General features: G+C 58.7%; 16 protein-coding genes and 2 tRNA genes. 11 read left to right on the top strand and 7 right to left on the bottom strand.

Annotated elements, in window-relative coordinates:
* Nucleotides 1-46: 46 nt before the first annotated feature.
* Nucleotides 47-508 carry a thiol-disulfide oxidoreductase DCC family protein gene (locus J2S67_RS01040; protein ID WP_310245474.1) on the bottom strand — a complete coding sequence of 154 codons (462 nt, stop codon included), beginning with the start codon at nucleotides 506-508 and terminating at the stop codon, nucleotides 47-49.
* Between the two features lie 124 nt (nucleotides 509-632).
* Nucleotides 633-2,468: a phosphoenolpyruvate carboxykinase (GTP) gene (locus tag J2S67_RS01035; protein ID WP_310245472.1), complete on the bottom strand. Its 1,836-nt coding sequence runs from the start codon at nucleotides 2,466-2,468 to the stop codon at nucleotides 633-635.
* A 312-nt stretch (nucleotides 2,469-2,780) separates the two neighbouring features.
* Between J2S67_RS01035 and J2S67_RS01030 the strand changes: the two genes are divergently transcribed.
* Nucleotides 2,781-2,854, top strand: a tRNA-Arg gene (locus J2S67_RS01030).
* A 95-nt stretch (nucleotides 2,855-2,949) separates the two neighbouring features.
* Here the strand turns inward: J2S67_RS01030 and J2S67_RS01025 are convergent.
* Nucleotides 2,950-3,462, bottom strand: coding sequence for a SixA phosphatase family protein (locus J2S67_RS01025; protein ID WP_070490606.1), 513 nt, complete (start codon nucleotides 3,460-3,462; stop codon nucleotides 2,950-2,952).
* A gap of 108 nt (nucleotides 3,463-3,570) precedes the next feature.
* Nucleotides 3,571-4,359: a winged helix-turn-helix domain-containing protein gene (locus J2S67_RS01020; protein WP_310245468.1), complete on the bottom strand. Its 789-nt coding sequence runs from the start codon at nucleotides 4,357-4,359 to the stop codon at nucleotides 3,571-3,573.
* A gap of 537 nt (nucleotides 4,360-4,896) precedes the next feature.
* Here J2S67_RS01020 and J2S67_RS01015 point away from each other — a divergent pair.
* Nucleotides 4,897-5,637 carry a response regulator transcription factor gene (locus J2S67_RS01015; RefSeq protein ID WP_035754796.1) on the top strand — a complete coding sequence of 247 codons (741 nt, stop codon included), beginning with the start codon at nucleotides 4,897-4,899 and terminating at the stop codon, nucleotides 5,635-5,637.
* Between the two features lie 49 nt (nucleotides 5,638-5,686).
* Nucleotides 5,687-7,438 (top strand): sensor histidine kinase, encoded by a 1,752-nt coding sequence (locus J2S67_RS01010; protein WP_310245465.1) that lies wholly within the window; start codon nucleotides 5,687-5,689, stop codon nucleotides 7,436-7,438.
* Here J2S67_RS01010 and upp read toward each other — a convergent pair.
* The gene (gene upp, locus J2S67_RS01005; RefSeq protein WP_035754803.1) at nucleotides 7,381-8,019 is read right to left on the bottom strand and encodes a uracil phosphoribosyltransferase; all 639 of its coding nucleotides are present in this window, start codon (nucleotides 8,017-8,019) and stop codon (nucleotides 7,381-7,383) included. The two genes, J2S67_RS01010 and upp, sit on opposite strands and share 58 nt — an antisense overlap.
* Before the next feature lie 83 nt (nucleotides 8,020-8,102).
* Between upp and J2S67_RS01000 the strand changes: the two genes are divergently transcribed.
* Together J2S67_RS01000 and J2S67_RS00995 are read left to right on the top strand one after the other, a co-directional pair.
* The gene (locus tag J2S67_RS01000) at nucleotides 8,103-8,651 is read left to right on the top strand and encodes a nucleoside deaminase (protein ID WP_310245462.1); all 549 of its coding nucleotides are present in this window, start codon (nucleotides 8,103-8,105) and stop codon (nucleotides 8,649-8,651) included.
* Between the two features lie 68 nt (nucleotides 8,652-8,719).
* A tRNA-Ser gene (locus J2S67_RS00995) sits at nucleotides 8,720-8,810 on the top strand.
* Between the two features lie 44 nt (nucleotides 8,811-8,854).
* On the opposite strand, the gene J2S67_RS00990 is transcribed toward J2S67_RS00995, so the two are convergent.
* Nucleotides 8,855-9,499, bottom strand: a complete 645-nt coding sequence (locus tag J2S67_RS00990) for a phosphatase PAP2 family protein (protein ID WP_310245459.1) — start codon at nucleotides 9,497-9,499, stop codon at nucleotides 8,855-8,857.
* 254 nt (nucleotides 9,500-9,753) lie between these two features.
* Nucleotides 9,754-10,380 (bottom strand): GNAT family N-acetyltransferase, encoded by a 627-nt coding sequence (locus tag J2S67_RS00985; protein ID WP_035756415.1) that lies wholly within the window; start codon nucleotides 10,378-10,380, stop codon nucleotides 9,754-9,756.
* A gap of 37 nt (nucleotides 10,381-10,417) precedes the next feature.
* On the opposite strand from J2S67_RS00985, the gene J2S67_RS00980 reads away from it, so the two are divergent.
* From J2S67_RS00980 to J2S67_RS00955, 6 genes are all read left to right on the top strand, one after another.
* Complete coding sequence (locus J2S67_RS00980; RefSeq protein ID WP_070490611.1) at nucleotides 10,418-10,876, top strand: 23S rRNA (pseudouridine(1915)-N(3))-methyltransferase RlmH; 459 nt, start codon at nucleotides 10,418-10,420, stop codon at nucleotides 10,874-10,876.
* Nucleotides 10,877-10,984: 108 nt separating this feature from the next.
* The gene (locus J2S67_RS00975) at nucleotides 10,985-12,652 is read left to right on the top strand and encodes a radical SAM protein (protein WP_310245454.1); all 1,668 of its coding nucleotides are present in this window, start codon (nucleotides 10,985-10,987) and stop codon (nucleotides 12,650-12,652) included.
* Between the two features lie 9 nt (nucleotides 12,653-12,661).
* Nucleotides 12,662-13,015, top strand: a complete 354-nt coding sequence (locus J2S67_RS00970; protein WP_232219294.1) for a hypothetical protein — start codon at nucleotides 12,662-12,664, stop codon at nucleotides 13,013-13,015.
* The gene (locus tag J2S67_RS00965; protein ID WP_310245450.1) at nucleotides 12,994-13,974 is read left to right on the top strand and encodes a prolipoprotein diacylglyceryl transferase; all 981 of its coding nucleotides are present in this window, start codon (nucleotides 12,994-12,996) and stop codon (nucleotides 13,972-13,974) included. The genes J2S67_RS00970 and J2S67_RS00965 overlap by 22 nt, the downstream gene beginning before the upstream one ends.
* Entirely contained in the window at nucleotides 13,971-14,366 is a 396-nt protein-coding gene (locus tag J2S67_RS00960) for a hypothetical protein (RefSeq protein ID WP_070490613.1), read from the top strand. The genes J2S67_RS00965 and J2S67_RS00960 overlap by 4 nt, the downstream gene beginning before the upstream one ends.
* Nucleotides 14,367-14,451: 85 nt before the next feature.
* Entirely contained in the window at nucleotides 14,452-14,760 is a 309-nt protein-coding gene (locus J2S67_RS00955) for a hypothetical protein (RefSeq protein WP_035756419.1), read from the top strand.
* Nucleotides 14,761-14,803 lie beyond the last annotated feature (43 nt).

Here is a 14,803-nt window from a genome sequence, read left to right as displayed (position 1 = left end):
AGCCACGCAGCTACGCACCACCGCATAGCCGCGCTACACCTCACGGTCACGCTGCACCGTATGGCTGCGTTGCACCGCATGCCCCGGGGTTTGCGCGGGATACTTGAGTATCCTCGCAGGCTCCGGGGTTTTGCGTACACCACGGAGTGGTTCCCGGGAATCTTCCGCGATGCGCGCTCACCCACGCATATACACGGTCCGCACACCACCGAAGCGGCGGGAAGCGATACAGGTTTCGAAAAATCCGCGTGCCCATCGCGACATCCAACGCAATCGCCGCAGCACCGGCACCACGTGAAACCATGACGCGGCCTTCGCCGGTAACCACGCGGAATCCCCAAATCTCAACATCCGTTTGAGCCTGCGTGAGGCCGTACGCTTGACGCACCCCGTGCTCTTGCGAGGCCCTCAGCTGGATCCGGCCACCCCTATCAAGCCGCCGCAACCAACCCGCAGCCCGCGTACACACACCACAGCGGCCATCGAAAATCAGCGTCAATTCCGCCACGGGGCCCACCTTTCTCTGCAGACAACAACGATGCCGCAGTCACCTCACACAGTGACTGCGGCATCGTTATCAGTTCACAGCATCAGCTGAAGCCGTGCGTGCGGCTTCAGCTGATGCTTGGCGTTTAGGCTCCGAGGCGTTCGCGCAAAGCGTCCAGCTCGGCGCGCATAGCGGTTGGTAGGTGATCGCCGAAGTTCTCGTACCACTGTTCGATAAGTGGAAGCTCGTTCTTCCACTCTTCAACATCGAAGCGGGTTGCGGCTTCGAGGTCCTCATCGCTGATCTCCAAACCAACCAGGTCCAGCGAGCCCTCAGCAGGGATCAGACCCAGTGGGGTCTCTTCAGCTTCAACCTTGCCTTCGATGCGGTCGCAGATCCACTTCAGAACGCGCGAGTTCTCGCCGAAGCCAGGCCACGCGAACCCGCCTTCAGCGTTGCGGCGGAACCAGTTGACCAAGAACACGGCTGGCAGGTTCTTGCCGCCCTGAGCCGCTGGAAGGTCGCGTAGCTTGTCCCAGTGGTTGAGGTAGTCGCCCGCGTCGTAGCCGATGAATGGAAGCATTGCCATTGGGTCGCGGCGGACAACACCCACAGCACCTTCTGCGGCCGCGGTCGTCTCAGAGGAGAGAGTCGAGCCGAAGAACACGCCCTGGGTCCAGCTGCGAGCCTGGGAGACCAACGGGATGGTGGTTTTGCGGCGGCCACCGAACATGATCGCGTCCAGCTTGACGCCGTCCGGGTTGTAGTACTCCTCGGAGAGCATGTCAGCCTGGCTGATCGGCGTGCAGAAACGGCTGTTCGGGTGGGCCGCTGGACGGCCTGCGTCCGGAGTCCAGTCATTACCTTGCCAGTCGATCAGGTGATCTGGGGCTTCGTCGGTCATGCCTTCCCACCAGACGCCGCCCTCGTCAGTGAGTGCGACGTTGGTGAAGATCGTGTTGCCCTTAGCGATGGCGCGCATCGCGTTCGGGTTGGTGGACCAGCCGGTGCCCGGTGCTACGCCGAAGAAACCGTATTCAGGGTTGACCGCACGCAGAGCGCCGTCTTCGTCGAAGTTCATCCAGACGATGTCATCGCCTAGGACTTCGGCCTTCCAGCCGTCCACGGTTGGGTCGATCAAAGCGAGGTTGGTCTTACCGCATGCCGATGGGAACGCAGCGGAAATGTTGAAGGACTTACCTTCCGGGTTGGTCAGTCGCATCAGCACCATGTGCTCCGCGAGCCAGCCCTCATCGCGTGCCATGACGGAGGCGATACGCAGCGAGTAGCACTTCTTACCGAGCAGCGCGTTGCCGCCGTAGCCGGAACCGTAGGAGACGATCGAGCGTTCCTCCGGGAAGTGCACAATCCACTTCTCTTCGTTGCATGGCCACGCAACGTCCTCTTGGCCCTCTTCAAGCGGGGCGCCGACCGAGTGCAACGCCGGAACGAAGAACGCGTCCGTCTCCTCCATCTTGCGCAAGACCTCGTTACCGATCTTGGCCATGATGCGCATCGAGGTCACGACGTATGCGGAGTCAGAGATCTCAACACCGAACTTAGGGTTCTTCGCGTCGAGGTGGCCCATCACGAACGGGATGACGTACATCGTGCGGCCGCGCATCGAGCCTTCGAAAAGGGTGTTGAGTTTAGTCTTCATCTCAACCGGATCCATCCAGTTGTTCGTGAAGCCTGCGTCCTCTTCCTTCTCGGAGCAAATGAACGTACGGGACTCGACACGCGCGACGTCGGCAGGGTCAGAGTTCGCGAGGTAAGAGTTAGGGAACAAGTCCTCGTTGAGCTTGGTGAACGTACCGGCGTCAACAAGGAGCTGTTTGAGCTTGAGGTCTTCGGATTCGGAACCGTCTACCCAGTGGATAGCATCCGGCTGGGTCAGCGCTGCCACCTCGGACACCCACTGCGCCAGCTTCTGGTGAGAAGTGGGTGCGGACAAGCTGGTCTGCTCAGCGTTCGCGGTCATAAGACTATGCCTCCAAATGGACTGTTGCGTCTCCATCAAGAGTAACCATGAGGGCTTACAGAATGCAGGTGCAGGCAGGACGTGACGTGAGGCGTCCCACGCGGACAGGGCCCCACGAGGCAAGTGAGCGGTCTAAGTTCCTTGTATTTCCGGGGTTTCTTGAGCTTCGGCTGGTAACACACGTCAAATAGACCGGTCTATCTTTTACGTGGTACTGGACTACCGATTTGCACACCCGCCAAAGTCTCGGTAATCTTATGCAGGTCGCCATCGATGAGAACCGATCAGGTGAACATCAGATGAAAACTAAATGCGCCCTTAGCTCAGCTGGATAGAGCGTCTGTCTACGGAACAGAAGGTCAGGGGTTCGAATCCCTTAGGGCGCGCAAATTGTTAGGTCTCGGGACACCGTTCATGCGGTGCCCGAGACCTTTTATATTCTCGGGGGTTTCATCTCCTGGCACACTGCCTTGAATGTTGCTTACTTAAAGGTCTTGAACCGCTCCAGCGCCGCATCGCGCCCGTCAAGCTCAGCCCACACACCATCAAAGTGGAACACACATAACGATGCGGGCGGGTAATGCCCCGCCATGTCCATGACCGCTTGTTCATCTGACTCAGCTGACGCCAACCGCATTGCAGCATCCTGCACCGCAGGCATGTGCCCGACCACAATCAAACGGGACACCGTTTCCGGCACATGATTAATCGCGGCAATCAGGCCCACTGCATCAGTCAGATACAAATCAGCATCGAGATACGCGCTCGGGGCATCCTCGCCCAGCACCGAAGAGAACATCGCATACGTCGCCCTCGTACGCACCGCATCAGACACCAAGGCTGCATCCGGCACGAGCCCCTGCCCCAGCACATACTCCCCCGCCCGGCGCGCTTGCTCGCATCCGAACTCGGTGAGCTGACGCATTCGATCCTCTTGCCCCCACGGAGCCTCAGCTTTTCCGTGACGCATGATCAACAGAGTCTTAGCTGCCATCTGAATCCCTCGCTTGACATCCAACCGGACCACTTACTCAACACCATTAAATGCGAGCGGGGCAAGGCATCAAGCCTCGCCCCGTTCACACCATGGATTGGTTCTATATTAGATGGAGTATTCCGGAACCGCCCACACGGTCACCTCTGGGTGATCATAAAAGCGGTAGCCCTGGCCGCGGACAGTCCGTACCGTATTGGACAGACGCCCGAGCTTGGCGCGCAATCGACGGATATGAACGTCGATCGTACGCTCATTCGGGATCTCGTCGGCGCCGCGCCACAGACTCTCAAGCAGCTCCTCACGCCCCACAGTGCGGGAACCGTTCTCAACGAGGTAGTTCAGAAGTTCAAACTCTTTATGAGTGAGGTTCAGGATGTCGCCGTCGAGCTGCACTTCGCGGCGAGAAAGATCAATCAATACACCCACGGTGTGACGCGCTGGATCAGCGACAGTCGGGACCGCGCGAGCCGGAGCGTTGCCGCTGACAGTTGGGTCGCCCAAGCACTGGCGCACAACGTCGATGTTGCTACCACCGGCGCTTGCAGGCGCGAGCGCTACTGCCGCGTGAGTTTGAGCGTCCGGAACCAGAGTCTGGAGGAACGTCGTGACCTGCGAGGACAAACGCGAAAGCGACGTGCCCGCGTTTGCTGCGGTCTCTTCATCCAGACCCACATAGACCACGAAACCGCGCGCCGATGTCTCACCGCCGGATTCTGCAGGGTTGTTATGCCTCATAGCTTGACCGGGCATGGGATGCATCCCGTTCTGCCCTTGAGGTACTGGAGCGAGGTTACCCCAGCCGGCCCGACCTAACTCAGCTGCTCGGCGAGCTGCTGCTGCGCGCTTTTGTGCGGCGCGGACAGAGATGTGAACGTATCCGGGGTTGGTGGACATACCTGCTCCTTAGACGCAGCCCCGACACCTTGCCGCCCCGGGGCCCTGCCAACCAAAACTCCAACGCCTAAAAACATACCAATGCGAAAATGACACGATATAACAGAGCGATTTTCACAATGGTCCGAAATTCTGGAACGTTATATGTTTCGGCTCATTTCCTTGTATGACAAGATATTGCTCGCAATATTTCGATATCGCAAGCAAAGTTTATGCAAACGTCTCAGCATGTGAGATACACGCCGATTTTAGTGACGAACCTCACTCCCGGAGGCACTTTGAACCTAAGGCTTTGAATTATCAAAGAGTTTTTGCACACCCACGAACCGGCACTATGCAATCTTCGTCACCATGCAACCCGCAACCTTCAGGCCTCAAGACTGAGAATCAGTGCCGGTTGGTGAATATTGATTCAATCAGTTGCATATAATTCAGATGCTGTCTTGACAAGAAGAAACAGCTGATGTAGAAGCGTTACACAGCATTTACATAGGTTTTCCATAGAATTACCTCACCTCTCTCAGGAAAAGTGGTTACATGAGCACTTCTCGTTTCTCCCCTCAAGAGCTACCGCGCCTTGAACACCCAGACGGTTCCCCTATCCGCGCTCTCGTCGTCGATGACGAGCCAACCCTCGCCGATCTCGTAGCGATGGGAGTCCGCATGCTTGGCTGGGAAGCCACTGTGTGTCACGACGGCCTCGAAGCCGTCCAGATGACCCGTGACGTCAACCCAGACATCGTTGTCCTCGACTGGATGTTGCCAGGAATCGAAGGGCCTGAAGTGCTCAAGCGAATCCGCGGATTCAAGCCTGAACTGCCAGCACTGTTCTTGACAGCGAAGGATTCCGCCAACGAACGAATCGAAGGCCTGGCAGTCGGCGGCGACGACTACGTCACCAAACCCTTCAACCTCGAAGAACTCCTCCTGCGCTTGCACCGTCTTGTGCAACGCTCCGGCGCAGCAAGCGCCGACGAGACCGAAATCGTGGTCGGTGATCTCAGCCTCAACACCGCTTCGCACGAAGTGCACCGCGCTGGCGAAGAGATTCAACTCACCGCAACCGAATTCGACCTTTTGAAATACCTCATGGAGAATGCTCGTCGGGTAGTGTCCAAACCACAGATCCTAGAATCAGTGTGGAACTATGGTTTTGACGGACAAGCTAATATCGTCGAGCTATACATCTCATACTTACGCAAAAAAATTGACACAGGCCGCTCGCCAATGATCCACACCGTTCGCGGAGCTGGTTACGTCCTCAAACCTGGAGCGTGATTATCACGTGCGTCACCGCAAGCGCCACCTAGCACGCAAGAATACGCGCATGTCTTTGCGCGTACGCTTGGTGGTCTTGCTAACCCTGATGCTCGCCGCTGGATCCATGATCATCGGCGGGCTGACGCACACCCTCATGGCCGCAAAGCTGTGGGGGCAGCTCGACTCGAGCCTCGCCGCGACCATCGACCGCGCGACCTCCGCCAGCGGGCACATGCCGGTCACCGACGTAAGCAGCCAGCCCGTTGGAACCGTCGTCGCCCTCGTTGCCGACGGCAAGTTCCGTGCCGGCCCCGAAGTCACCGACTCCGTTACCGGCGAGCCTACAAAGCTCTCAGAAGCCGACCGGAAAACCATCATCACCAAAATCGACGAGTTCGAGTACAACCCTCAAAAGACTGAAGGCATCACAGCCACACTCGAGATCGGGGACTACCGGCTCCTCATTGAGCCTGTCGCCTCACGCGATTTGCCAGCATCAACAGTGATGGTCGCAGGACTGCCCGCTAAACGCACCTACGCAACCCTGCGGACGCTCGACCTCACGATGCTGGTGGTCTCCACGATCGGCGTCGTGTTGGTGGGCGCTGTAGGCGGCGCGGTCATACGAGCCACGATGCAGCCGCTCCACCACGTAGTGGATGTCGCGGACTCCATCGCGACCCTCCCCCTCACAGAATCCGATGTTCATGTGGATCAGCGGGTGAACCGTAACCTTGCCAGCAAACCTACAGAGATCGGGCGCCTCGGTGGAGCTCTGAACCGTTTGCTCGACAACGTCGGAGACGCATTAGAGACCCGCGCCGCTTCCGAAATGAAGATGCGCCGCTTCGTGGCCGACGCATCCCACGAACTGCGCACACCACTGGCCTCGATCCGCGGTTACGCCCAGCTGATCCACGTGACCCACGAGCTCACCCCCGACGGGGAACGCTCACTCGAACGCCTGATCGGGCAGACCGAGAACATGACCGAACTGGTCGAGCAGCTCTTGCTTCTGAACCGACTCGAAGAAGGCCACGCCACGACCATCGAAACCGTGGACATGGTCCAGATCGCCGCGAACGTGTACCTGGACTCTCAAGCCGCGTTCGGCGAGCACACATGGGAATTCGACGCGTTCACCGACGGCGACCCCGCCTACGTCGAAGGCGACCCGTCCCAGCTCGCCCGGGTTCTCAGCAACCTTGCCTCCAACGCCGCGAAACACACCAGCGCCGGAACGCAAGTCGATATCACAGTCGGCATCGAACCGACACAGCTCACCCATGTTCCAGCGCTGTTCAACGCAAGCACCACACAAATGCACGCGGAAGAACGGGCACGCTCGCACAACAGCGGCTACGACGTCGTAGTCCGTGTCCACGACACCGGCGAAGGTATCGACCCAGAATTCCTGCCGAAAGTATTCGACCGGCTCGCCCGCGCCGACAAAGCGCGCTCCGGTTCAACATCAACCAGCGGCCTCGGCCTGGCCATCGTCAAAGCGATTGCAGAAGCCCACCAAGGCACCATCAACGTTGAATCAGAGCCCGGCAACACCGTCTTCACCATCCGGCTGCCATACTGCCCACCACCGGCGGCAGGCGCGGCAAAGCACCTCGCTGAAACCACACAGCTCGAAGCGCAAGCCCCAGCTGATGCCCAGGCCGCGATAGAGACGCAAACTCCAACCACGGCGCAGGCCCCAGCCACGCGGCAGGAACCGAAGGTTCAAGAGCCTGCCAACGCTAAGGAGCCGGTCTATTCGGCGAGGCCGTACAGGCGGTCTCCTGCATCGCCGAGACCAGGCACAATGTAGGCGTTCTCATCCAGCCCTTCATCGAGCGCCGCGATGTAGAGGTTGACGCGGTCATCATCGCCGTAGGCCGCGTTCAGGCGCTCAACGCCCTCCGGGGCAGCGATCAAGCAGATACACGTGACTTGATCCGCTCCATGCTCAAACAGGTAACCGATCGATTCCACAAGGGTTCCACCGGTAGCCAGCATCGGGTCGATCACGAAAACCTGACGGTTCGACAAATCATCGGGCAGCCGCTCGGCGTACGTGATGATGTCAAGCGTCTCCTCGTTACGAGCCATGCCTAAGAAGCCCACCTCAGCGGTCGGCAACAGCCGCATCATGCCTTCGAGCATCCCCAAACCAGCGCGAAGAATCGGCACGACAAGCGGGGTCGGCTTTGCGAAAGCAACCCCCTTGGTTGTCGCCACAGGCGTCTCAACCGTGACTTCACGGGTGCGGACGTCCCGGGTCGCTTCATACGAAAGCAACGTGACAAGCTCCTCAGTCAACTGCCGGAAAACCGGGGACGGGGTCGTCTTGTCACGCAGAACCGAAATCTTGTGGGCCACGAGCGGGTGCTCAACAACATGTACGCGCATGAAAACAGGATACCGTCCGAGCAACAACGCCGCCGCCACTGCCGAGTACGCGGCGGGAAGATTCATGGTTTACCGTTGTGAACATGCCGATCAAACCACCCGACGGGGCCAACGCATGGATGGGGGCCGCCCTCGAAGAAGCCCGCGCAGCCGCCCAGCACGGCGACATCCCCATCGGCGCGGTCATCGTGGGTCCGGACGGGAGAATCGTTGCCCGCGGCCATAACATCCGCGAACGCGACGGCGATCCGACCGGGCACGCCGAAGTCGTAGCGATCCGTGAAGCCGCACGCGCCCTCGCATCCAACGCCGGCAACCCCACCGGTGGCGACGGTGGCGCCGCTAGCGACAGAGGAGACGACGATGGCGGCGATGGTTGGCGGCTCACTGACTGCACGCTCGTGGTGACGCTTGAACCGTGCCCTATGTGTGCCGGGGCAATCGTGCTCGCCCGCATCCCGCGGGTGATATTTGGTGCGTGGGACGAGAAAGCCGGAGCAACCGGCTCCGTGATGGATATTCTGCGGGAACCGCGGCTGAACCATCGCGCCGAAGTTTTCGCGGGCGTCCAAGCCGGAGAGTGCCAAGAAATACTCCAGGAATTCTTCGCCACAATGCGTAGCGAACCCTGAACGCTACGTACCGAGGCACCAGTTCGGTTTGGAAACCGGCCGGGCTATGACATAGAGTGTCCGGAGTTGGTAGCGTGTCCGAGCGGCCGAAGGTGCAACACTCGAAATGTTGTGTGCAGTGACCCTGCACCGTGGGTTCAAATCCCACCGCTACCGCCACAAACAAGAGGTCCCAAGAACACCAGTTCTTGGGACCTCTTGGCTTAATCGATGTTTATCTTATGCACCGTTTGTCTGATGCGCCGCCTGCTTGTCCGCTTTACCTCGCGGCGCGGAAGCCTTTCTTCGCTCGCCCGGTTGATCTCCCGCGACCACCAGTGCGAGCGGGCCCACACATCGACCGAAATCATGATAAACCCGATCGCCGCACCCAACATGGCGCCGCATTGGACATCTGATAGCCAGTGCACACCCATATAGACACGGGAGAACGCCATCGCGAACATGTAAGCCACACCGAGGATCACGGTGGCCCACCGCAGCCAAGTGCGCACTGCCCACCGCAGAACCATTGAGATAGACACACTCACGAGGGCGAACGCGTTCAAAGTATGCCCCGAGGGGAACGACCCGGAATACTCGTAAGGTTGTAGCTGGGTTTCAAGGGGTGGCCGCCGGCGGTTGAACACGTTCTTGATGATCACCGTGGCACTCACCGACAGCGTTGCCGTGAGAGCGAGCAAGATCACCGGCCACAGCGACCGTTTGAAATACGCGATAGATCCAGCAAACACGATCATGATGGGCGTGAACACCGGCGTACTACCGATCATGCTGAACACAGGGACGATGTGGGTCCAGGGCTCAGAGCGGGACGCTACGATCCAGTCCAAAATATCTCGGTCCACGGGTAGGCCTGTTGAGTTACGGCCTACATGCCCCAGCAACGTGATGGTAGCTACCAGAGGTATGAGCGCGCTCAACCACAAGATGGAGATGTTCCAACCGGGAAGAGGCACCGGGTGAGGTGCAGGCCGCCCAGATATAGGGCTGAACACTCCGCGGTTGCTCACACGATCACCCCAAGCTGTATTGAGGGCTTCAGACTCGTCTTCACTTGGGCCTTCGCCTTGTCTTTCATAGTGGCCTTCACGCTGGTCGATCACCAGGTGATGTCAAGTTCCGTGGTTTCTGGTGCCGGGTCTGTCACCAACCGGCCGCTTAAGTGAACGTCGATACGTTCCCCTTTGACAAGGAACTTCTTCCTTTCGACCCCTTCCGGGATGAATCCGGCCAGGGCGGCAACCCGTTGAGAGCCCGGGTTGTTGGCTCTGTAACCTAACTCGAGCCTTTCATATCCTCCGTGATCTAGAGCCCAGTTCGCAACTGTTGCGGCCGCTTGCGAGGTCCAACCACGCTTCCGTGTTGCAGCGTGCATCCAGTACCAGAACCAGCCAACCTTGTTGGCCGCATCGCGGTTTATACCAACAAGCCCCCACAGGCGGTCATTGTCATCCACGACCGCGAACGCGTCCTTGTCATCGCAAGCGTCCGTGGTGTCGCCGGTGGTTTCGGTTGCGGGTTCATCCGTGGTTTCGGGGTCAGCGCTGGAGTCCTCGTTGATGAGCGCGGCTACATAGCGGGCCGCTGAAGCGGCATCGGTGACGTTGCCTTGGCGGGTCATCTCTGGGCACGAGGCGAACGCTGCAAGCACCGCATCCGCATCCCCTGCCCGCAAACGGCGAAGACGTGGATGGGTTCCAGGTTCAGGCTCGTGAGAATGACTCATAGGGTTAAGTCTTCCACACGCATGCCAGGATGGTTGTGTGAGTATTAGGGTTCTGGCCGTGGGCCGCAAACATGAGTCGTGGGTTGAAGAAGGCATCGCCCGTTACGAACGCCGGCTGCGCAAGCCGTGGGATGTGCAGTGGGACCTACTACAGCACAGTTCCAAAGCCGACGATGTTGCACGGGCTGAAGAGTCAGCTCGCCTGCTGAAGAAGATCGGCCACGGCGACTACGTTGTGCTGTTGGATGAGCGCGGGAAGATGCTGAACTCACCTCAGTTAGCGAAGGCGTTGCGTGGCCCGATCGACCAAGGTAAGAGAGTGGTTGTGGTAATTGGTGGCGCGTTCGGTGTTGATCAGAGCGTGCACCAACGGGCGGACCTCGTATGGTCGCTCTCCAACTTGGTGTTCCCGCACCAGCTTGTGCGGTTGATGCTCGTTGAGCAGGTGTACCGATCACAAGAGATCATGGCCGGTAGCGGATACCACCACGTGTGAGGACGCCGTGCGGGTTTTCCGTTGTCCACAGCCGCGAACGCTCCGTTATATATCCACAATTTTGATAGGAATGTGGCCTACGGCACGTTCTTGTCTTAGGCTCATATCATGCCTGTCGATGCACCTGGGATGCCGCTTCGTTCGTACCGCATTCACCGTTATGTGAATGCGTTTTGTCCCGTATGCCATGAGCAAGACCCTCATAAACCACTAGCTCAGGTTGAGCGGCTCACCGGTTGGCTTGCCGAATACCCTGACGGGCAAGTGTGGCTGGAACGCGGTTGCCGCAAACACGGTCTGCAGCGGACGCTGTATGACGAATCCGGTGAGATCCTCACCTATCTTGAGCAGTGGACGGCTCCCACCAAAGTGCATACCCCGGACCTTGAGAACAACTTCCTACCGGTTCCGGAAGCCTACGAATATGGTCTTCCCACGATGCAGACCCAGCACACCTGCATCTTGTTGGAAGACATCACAGACCACTGCAACCTCAAGTGCCCCACGTGCTTCGCGTCCTCTTCCCCTGCTGAGTCCTCTGTTGCTCCGCTCGCGGAAGTCCTCGCCTCGGTCGATACGCGTTTGTCCCGCGAAGAGAACCGTATCGACGTGCTCATGCTCTCGGGCGGCGAACCGACGCTGTATCCGTGGCTTGAGCAGCTCATCGAGGAACTTGCTGCACGCCCGGTAGTCCGGATCCTGCTCAACTCCAACGGACTGCGTATAGCCCAAGACCAGGAATTCGTTGATTTCCTAGCCAAGCACCGCGAGCGCCTCGAAGTGTATTTGCAGTACGACGGCGAAGAGGAATGCTCCGTGCGTTACCACCGCGGCGGGGACATCCGGAAGATCAAGTTCGAGGCCCTGGACCGGTTGTCTGAGGCCGGGATCTTCACAACGCTGACCATGACGGCGGCTTTAGGAGTCAACGACCACGAGATCGGCACCGTGATCCGCCGTGCGCTCGACACCCCGTTCGTGGGTGGCGTGACGATCCAGCCGGTCTTCGGGTCTGGACGTTCCGCGGGCATCGACCCGAACAACCGTTTAACGCATACAGGGGTTCTTGCCCGTCTTGAGGAACAGACTGATGGCCTCGTCACGTGGCGGGACATGACCGCGCTACCGTGTTCCCATCCGCACTGTTGCTCACTGGGATACCTACTCAAAGACGATTCGGGCGAATGGTCTTCACTCACGAGCCTCGTGGGCCCTGAGAAACTGAAAGAGTTCCTTGACCTGAACCCTGACATGATCGCCAACCGCATCGCGGATTCCGGGGTCAATAAGACACTCAAGAAACAGGTCAAGCAATCACTTCTGGATCTGTTCTCTGAGCAGTCCTCGCTGTCTCACCCGTCGATCGGTTCGCTGTGGCGCGACATCTGTGTGGGGTGTGATCTGGGGATCGGAACGCTCGCCAAGCTCGCGGCTTCTTCCCTGCCGGGGCAACAACACCGGCTACGCCAGTTCATGGGTGAACGCGTCAAACGCATCACGATCAAACCGTTCATGGACATCAACACGATGATCGAAGAACGCCTCACCCAATGCTGTGTACACGTCGCGACAGTGCGTGAAGGCGCCGACGAGGATGGCAACGCGATCCACCAGTGCGCGCCATTCTGCGCTGTGCAGGCGTGGGCTCCGCTAGGTGAACGCCGCATCTCCACCGCCACTGGCAAAGCAGACACCGCAAGCACGCCGGCTCATGACTCCGCTGGCCGGCACCGTCTCCCTGTGTCAGTGAAAGTTCCTGACGGAGTGACACGATGAGGGTGCATCATGACTAATAGGGCACACGAGGCGGAGCATTCGTTCATGACGCCGAACACCCCGGCGTTGAACCAACGTGTCACGGACGGGTTGCCGGAACCGGCTCAGCCTTTCGACCCGTTGCGGTTGTGCATCTTCGCCACCATCGCTTTACTGACGTGTATTTTCGGCCCGCTTTCGCTTTTGTTCTTCTCGATTCTTGGGATTCGCGGCTACGCGAAGGCACGTCGCGAAGGCCTCATGAAATCCAAATGCAAACTAGGCGACACTAAACGTGTGATCGCCTACCTCACCACACTTGCCGTGCTCGCAGCAGCGCTCACACCGCTGTGGGTCATGGCATGGATCAAGATAGTGAGCTGACCATGTATCCACATTTATCTGATTTGATCGGGTTCGAACTCATCCCTGGGGTCCCGTTGGATACCCACTCGGTGTTCGTTGCTATCGCATTATTGCTCGGTTCCGTGGTGTTCTGGATTGAGGCGCGCAGACGCGAACGCCTCAACGAACGCACAGGCGTGCTTGTAGTGGGCGCACTGGCTGGTGCCGCCGTGTTCGCTCGTCTTGGCACATGGGCGCAACACCTGGACCCGCGCGAGAATCTGGGCCTCGCAGAGCAGCTAGCTTATGGCAATGCATCCTTCCTGTCTGCGCTGGTGGGTGCGTGGCTTGGCGTCCATGTTGCGAAGAAGATCATCGGTTATAAAGCCCGCAGCGGTGACTTGTTCGCACCGGCTGTGGCGCTTGCGATGGCTTTTGGGCGTTGGGCCTGCTATTTGACGGAGCGGCCGGGAACCCCCACGGGGAGCGACTGGGGTGTTGTGCTCAACGAACAGCAAGGGGCTCACCTGCACACCCCGGCGGGTGTGGGTTTGCATCCGAGCTTCGCTTACGAATCCGCGTTCCATCTGATCGCATTCTGTGTTCTGTGGTTCTGGCTACGGTTCAAACCGATCGCACCGGGTGAAACCCTCACCCTGTATATCGGGACGTACGCGGTATTCCGGTTCTTCGTCGAGTTTGTGCGCGGCAACGAGATCGCCTGGATGGGCCTCACCCGGCCGCAAATGTTCCTGCTCGTGACGATCCCGATCTTCGCGATCCGCATTATCTACCTCATAAAACGCGGCAAACTCTGGGGCACCGAAACCAGCCGTGATACTGCGGCTGCTCCGCGTCTGGCGGCTGTTCACGATGCCGCGGCAGAACACGCTCATGGCCACGTGACGCAACCTGCGCTTGAGGGAGAAACTACCCGTGTGGCAGCACCTGTCCACGCAGGAAACCGCGCGCCTGAAGAAAATGAGGTGCCGGCATGAGCACGAACAACAACACCAACGGCTACGGAGACAGCGAAGACAGCGGCGAACACCACAACGAGAGCAACAACCAGCAGTATGGCATGCCTGGCACTAGCGACGGTTACGGTCCCCCTCGGGATGATGAGCGGGGCAACGATGTGGGCGGATGCGGGCTCATGTTCGCCGGCGCTGTTGTTGGTGTTTTCTTCTCGGTGCTAGTGTCTCCTTTCTTCTTCTTTATGAACCCATTCGTGGGCCCATTGATTCCACCGATAGGGTTCATCCTCATCGGCATCTCCCTAATCCTGAAAAACGAAAAACACAAATCATTCGGATGGGGGCTCATTGCTGGGCCTTTGGCCAGCATCATCATCTTCTTTGGTCCGTGCGCCCTTATGGCCTTTTCATAGGCTCAGAATGTCCACATATAAAACTCACTCACCAGAAACTCACAGTCTCCCTGCACTCAGTAGGGTTTCCCACAAGGGGTGATCCGTGCACGAAAACATCCACACACCCAAGCAGACCGAGAAACGACATACAGACCGTCGCGGCGCCTACATCGGTTTTGCTATCGGTTTCGTGGCAACCGGCCTCAGTATGTATGTGCCGCCATTCTTCGCTAACGGGGATATTCTTCCCCTCTTGCTCTTGTCCCCGCTCGTCTACGCAATCATCGGCATAACGATAGCCACGCTGAGCTCTCGTAAACGCCTCGGCTGGGGCATCTTCATAGGAACTGTTGCAGGCTTCATCGTTGTCATCGTGCTCCTGCTCTACTTCCTCGGCAACAGTAAAAACTGAATTAGCTAGCACAGCCACTGTTGCATCTAAACCACCGCTATAC

The sequence above is a fragment of the Pseudoglutamicibacter albus genome (genome assembly GCF_031458175.1).
Taxonomy (GTDB): Bacteria; Actinomycetota; Actinomycetes; order Actinomycetales; family Micrococcaceae; genus Pseudoglutamicibacter; species Pseudoglutamicibacter albus.
The sequence above is the reverse complement of the archived record's forward strand: the minus strand, read 5'-3'. Positions and strand labels throughout refer to the sequence as shown.

Coding starts and splice junctions, on each gene's coding strand:
- J2S67_RS01035 (WP_310245472.1), bottom strand. CDS start 2,468: ATGACCGCGAACGCTGAGCAGACCAGCTTGTCCGCACCCACTTCTCAC.
- J2S67_RS01025 (WP_070490606.1), bottom strand. CDS start 3,462: ATGGCAGCTAAGACTCTGTTGATCATGCGTCACGGAAAAGCTGAGGCT.
- J2S67_RS01020 (WP_310245468.1), bottom strand. CDS start 4,359: ATGTCCACCAACCCCGGATACGTTCACATCTCTGTCCGCGCCGCACAA.
- J2S67_RS01015 (WP_035754796.1), top strand. CDS start 4,897: ATGAGCACTTCTCGTTTCTCCCCTCAAGAGCTACCGCGCCTTGAACAC.
- J2S67_RS01010 (WP_310245465.1), top strand. CDS start 5,687: ATGTCTTTGCGCGTACGCTTGGTGGTCTTGCTAACCCTGATGCTCGCC.
- upp (WP_035754803.1), bottom strand. CDS start 8,019: ATGCGCGTACATGTTGTTGAGCACCCGCTCGTGGCCCACAAGATTTCG.
- J2S67_RS01000 (WP_310245462.1), top strand. CDS start 8,103: ATGCCGATCAAACCACCCGACGGGGCCAACGCATGGATGGGGGCCGCC.
- J2S67_RS00985 (WP_035756415.1), bottom strand. CDS start 10,380: ATGAGTCATTCTCACGAGCCTGAACCTGGAACCCATCCACGTCTTCGC.
- J2S67_RS00975 (WP_310245454.1), top strand. CDS start 10,985: ATGCCTGTCGATGCACCTGGGATGCCGCTTCGTTCGTACCGCATTCAC.
- J2S67_RS00970 (WP_232219294.1), top strand. CDS start 12,662: ATGACTAATAGGGCACACGAGGCGGAGCATTCGTTCATGACGCCGAAC.
- J2S67_RS00965 (WP_310245450.1), top strand. CDS start 12,994: ATGGATCAAGATAGTGAGCTGACCATGTATCCACATTTATCTGATTTG.
- J2S67_RS00960 (WP_070490613.1), top strand. CDS start 13,971: ATGAGCACGAACAACAACACCAACGGCTACGGAGACAGCGAAGACAGC.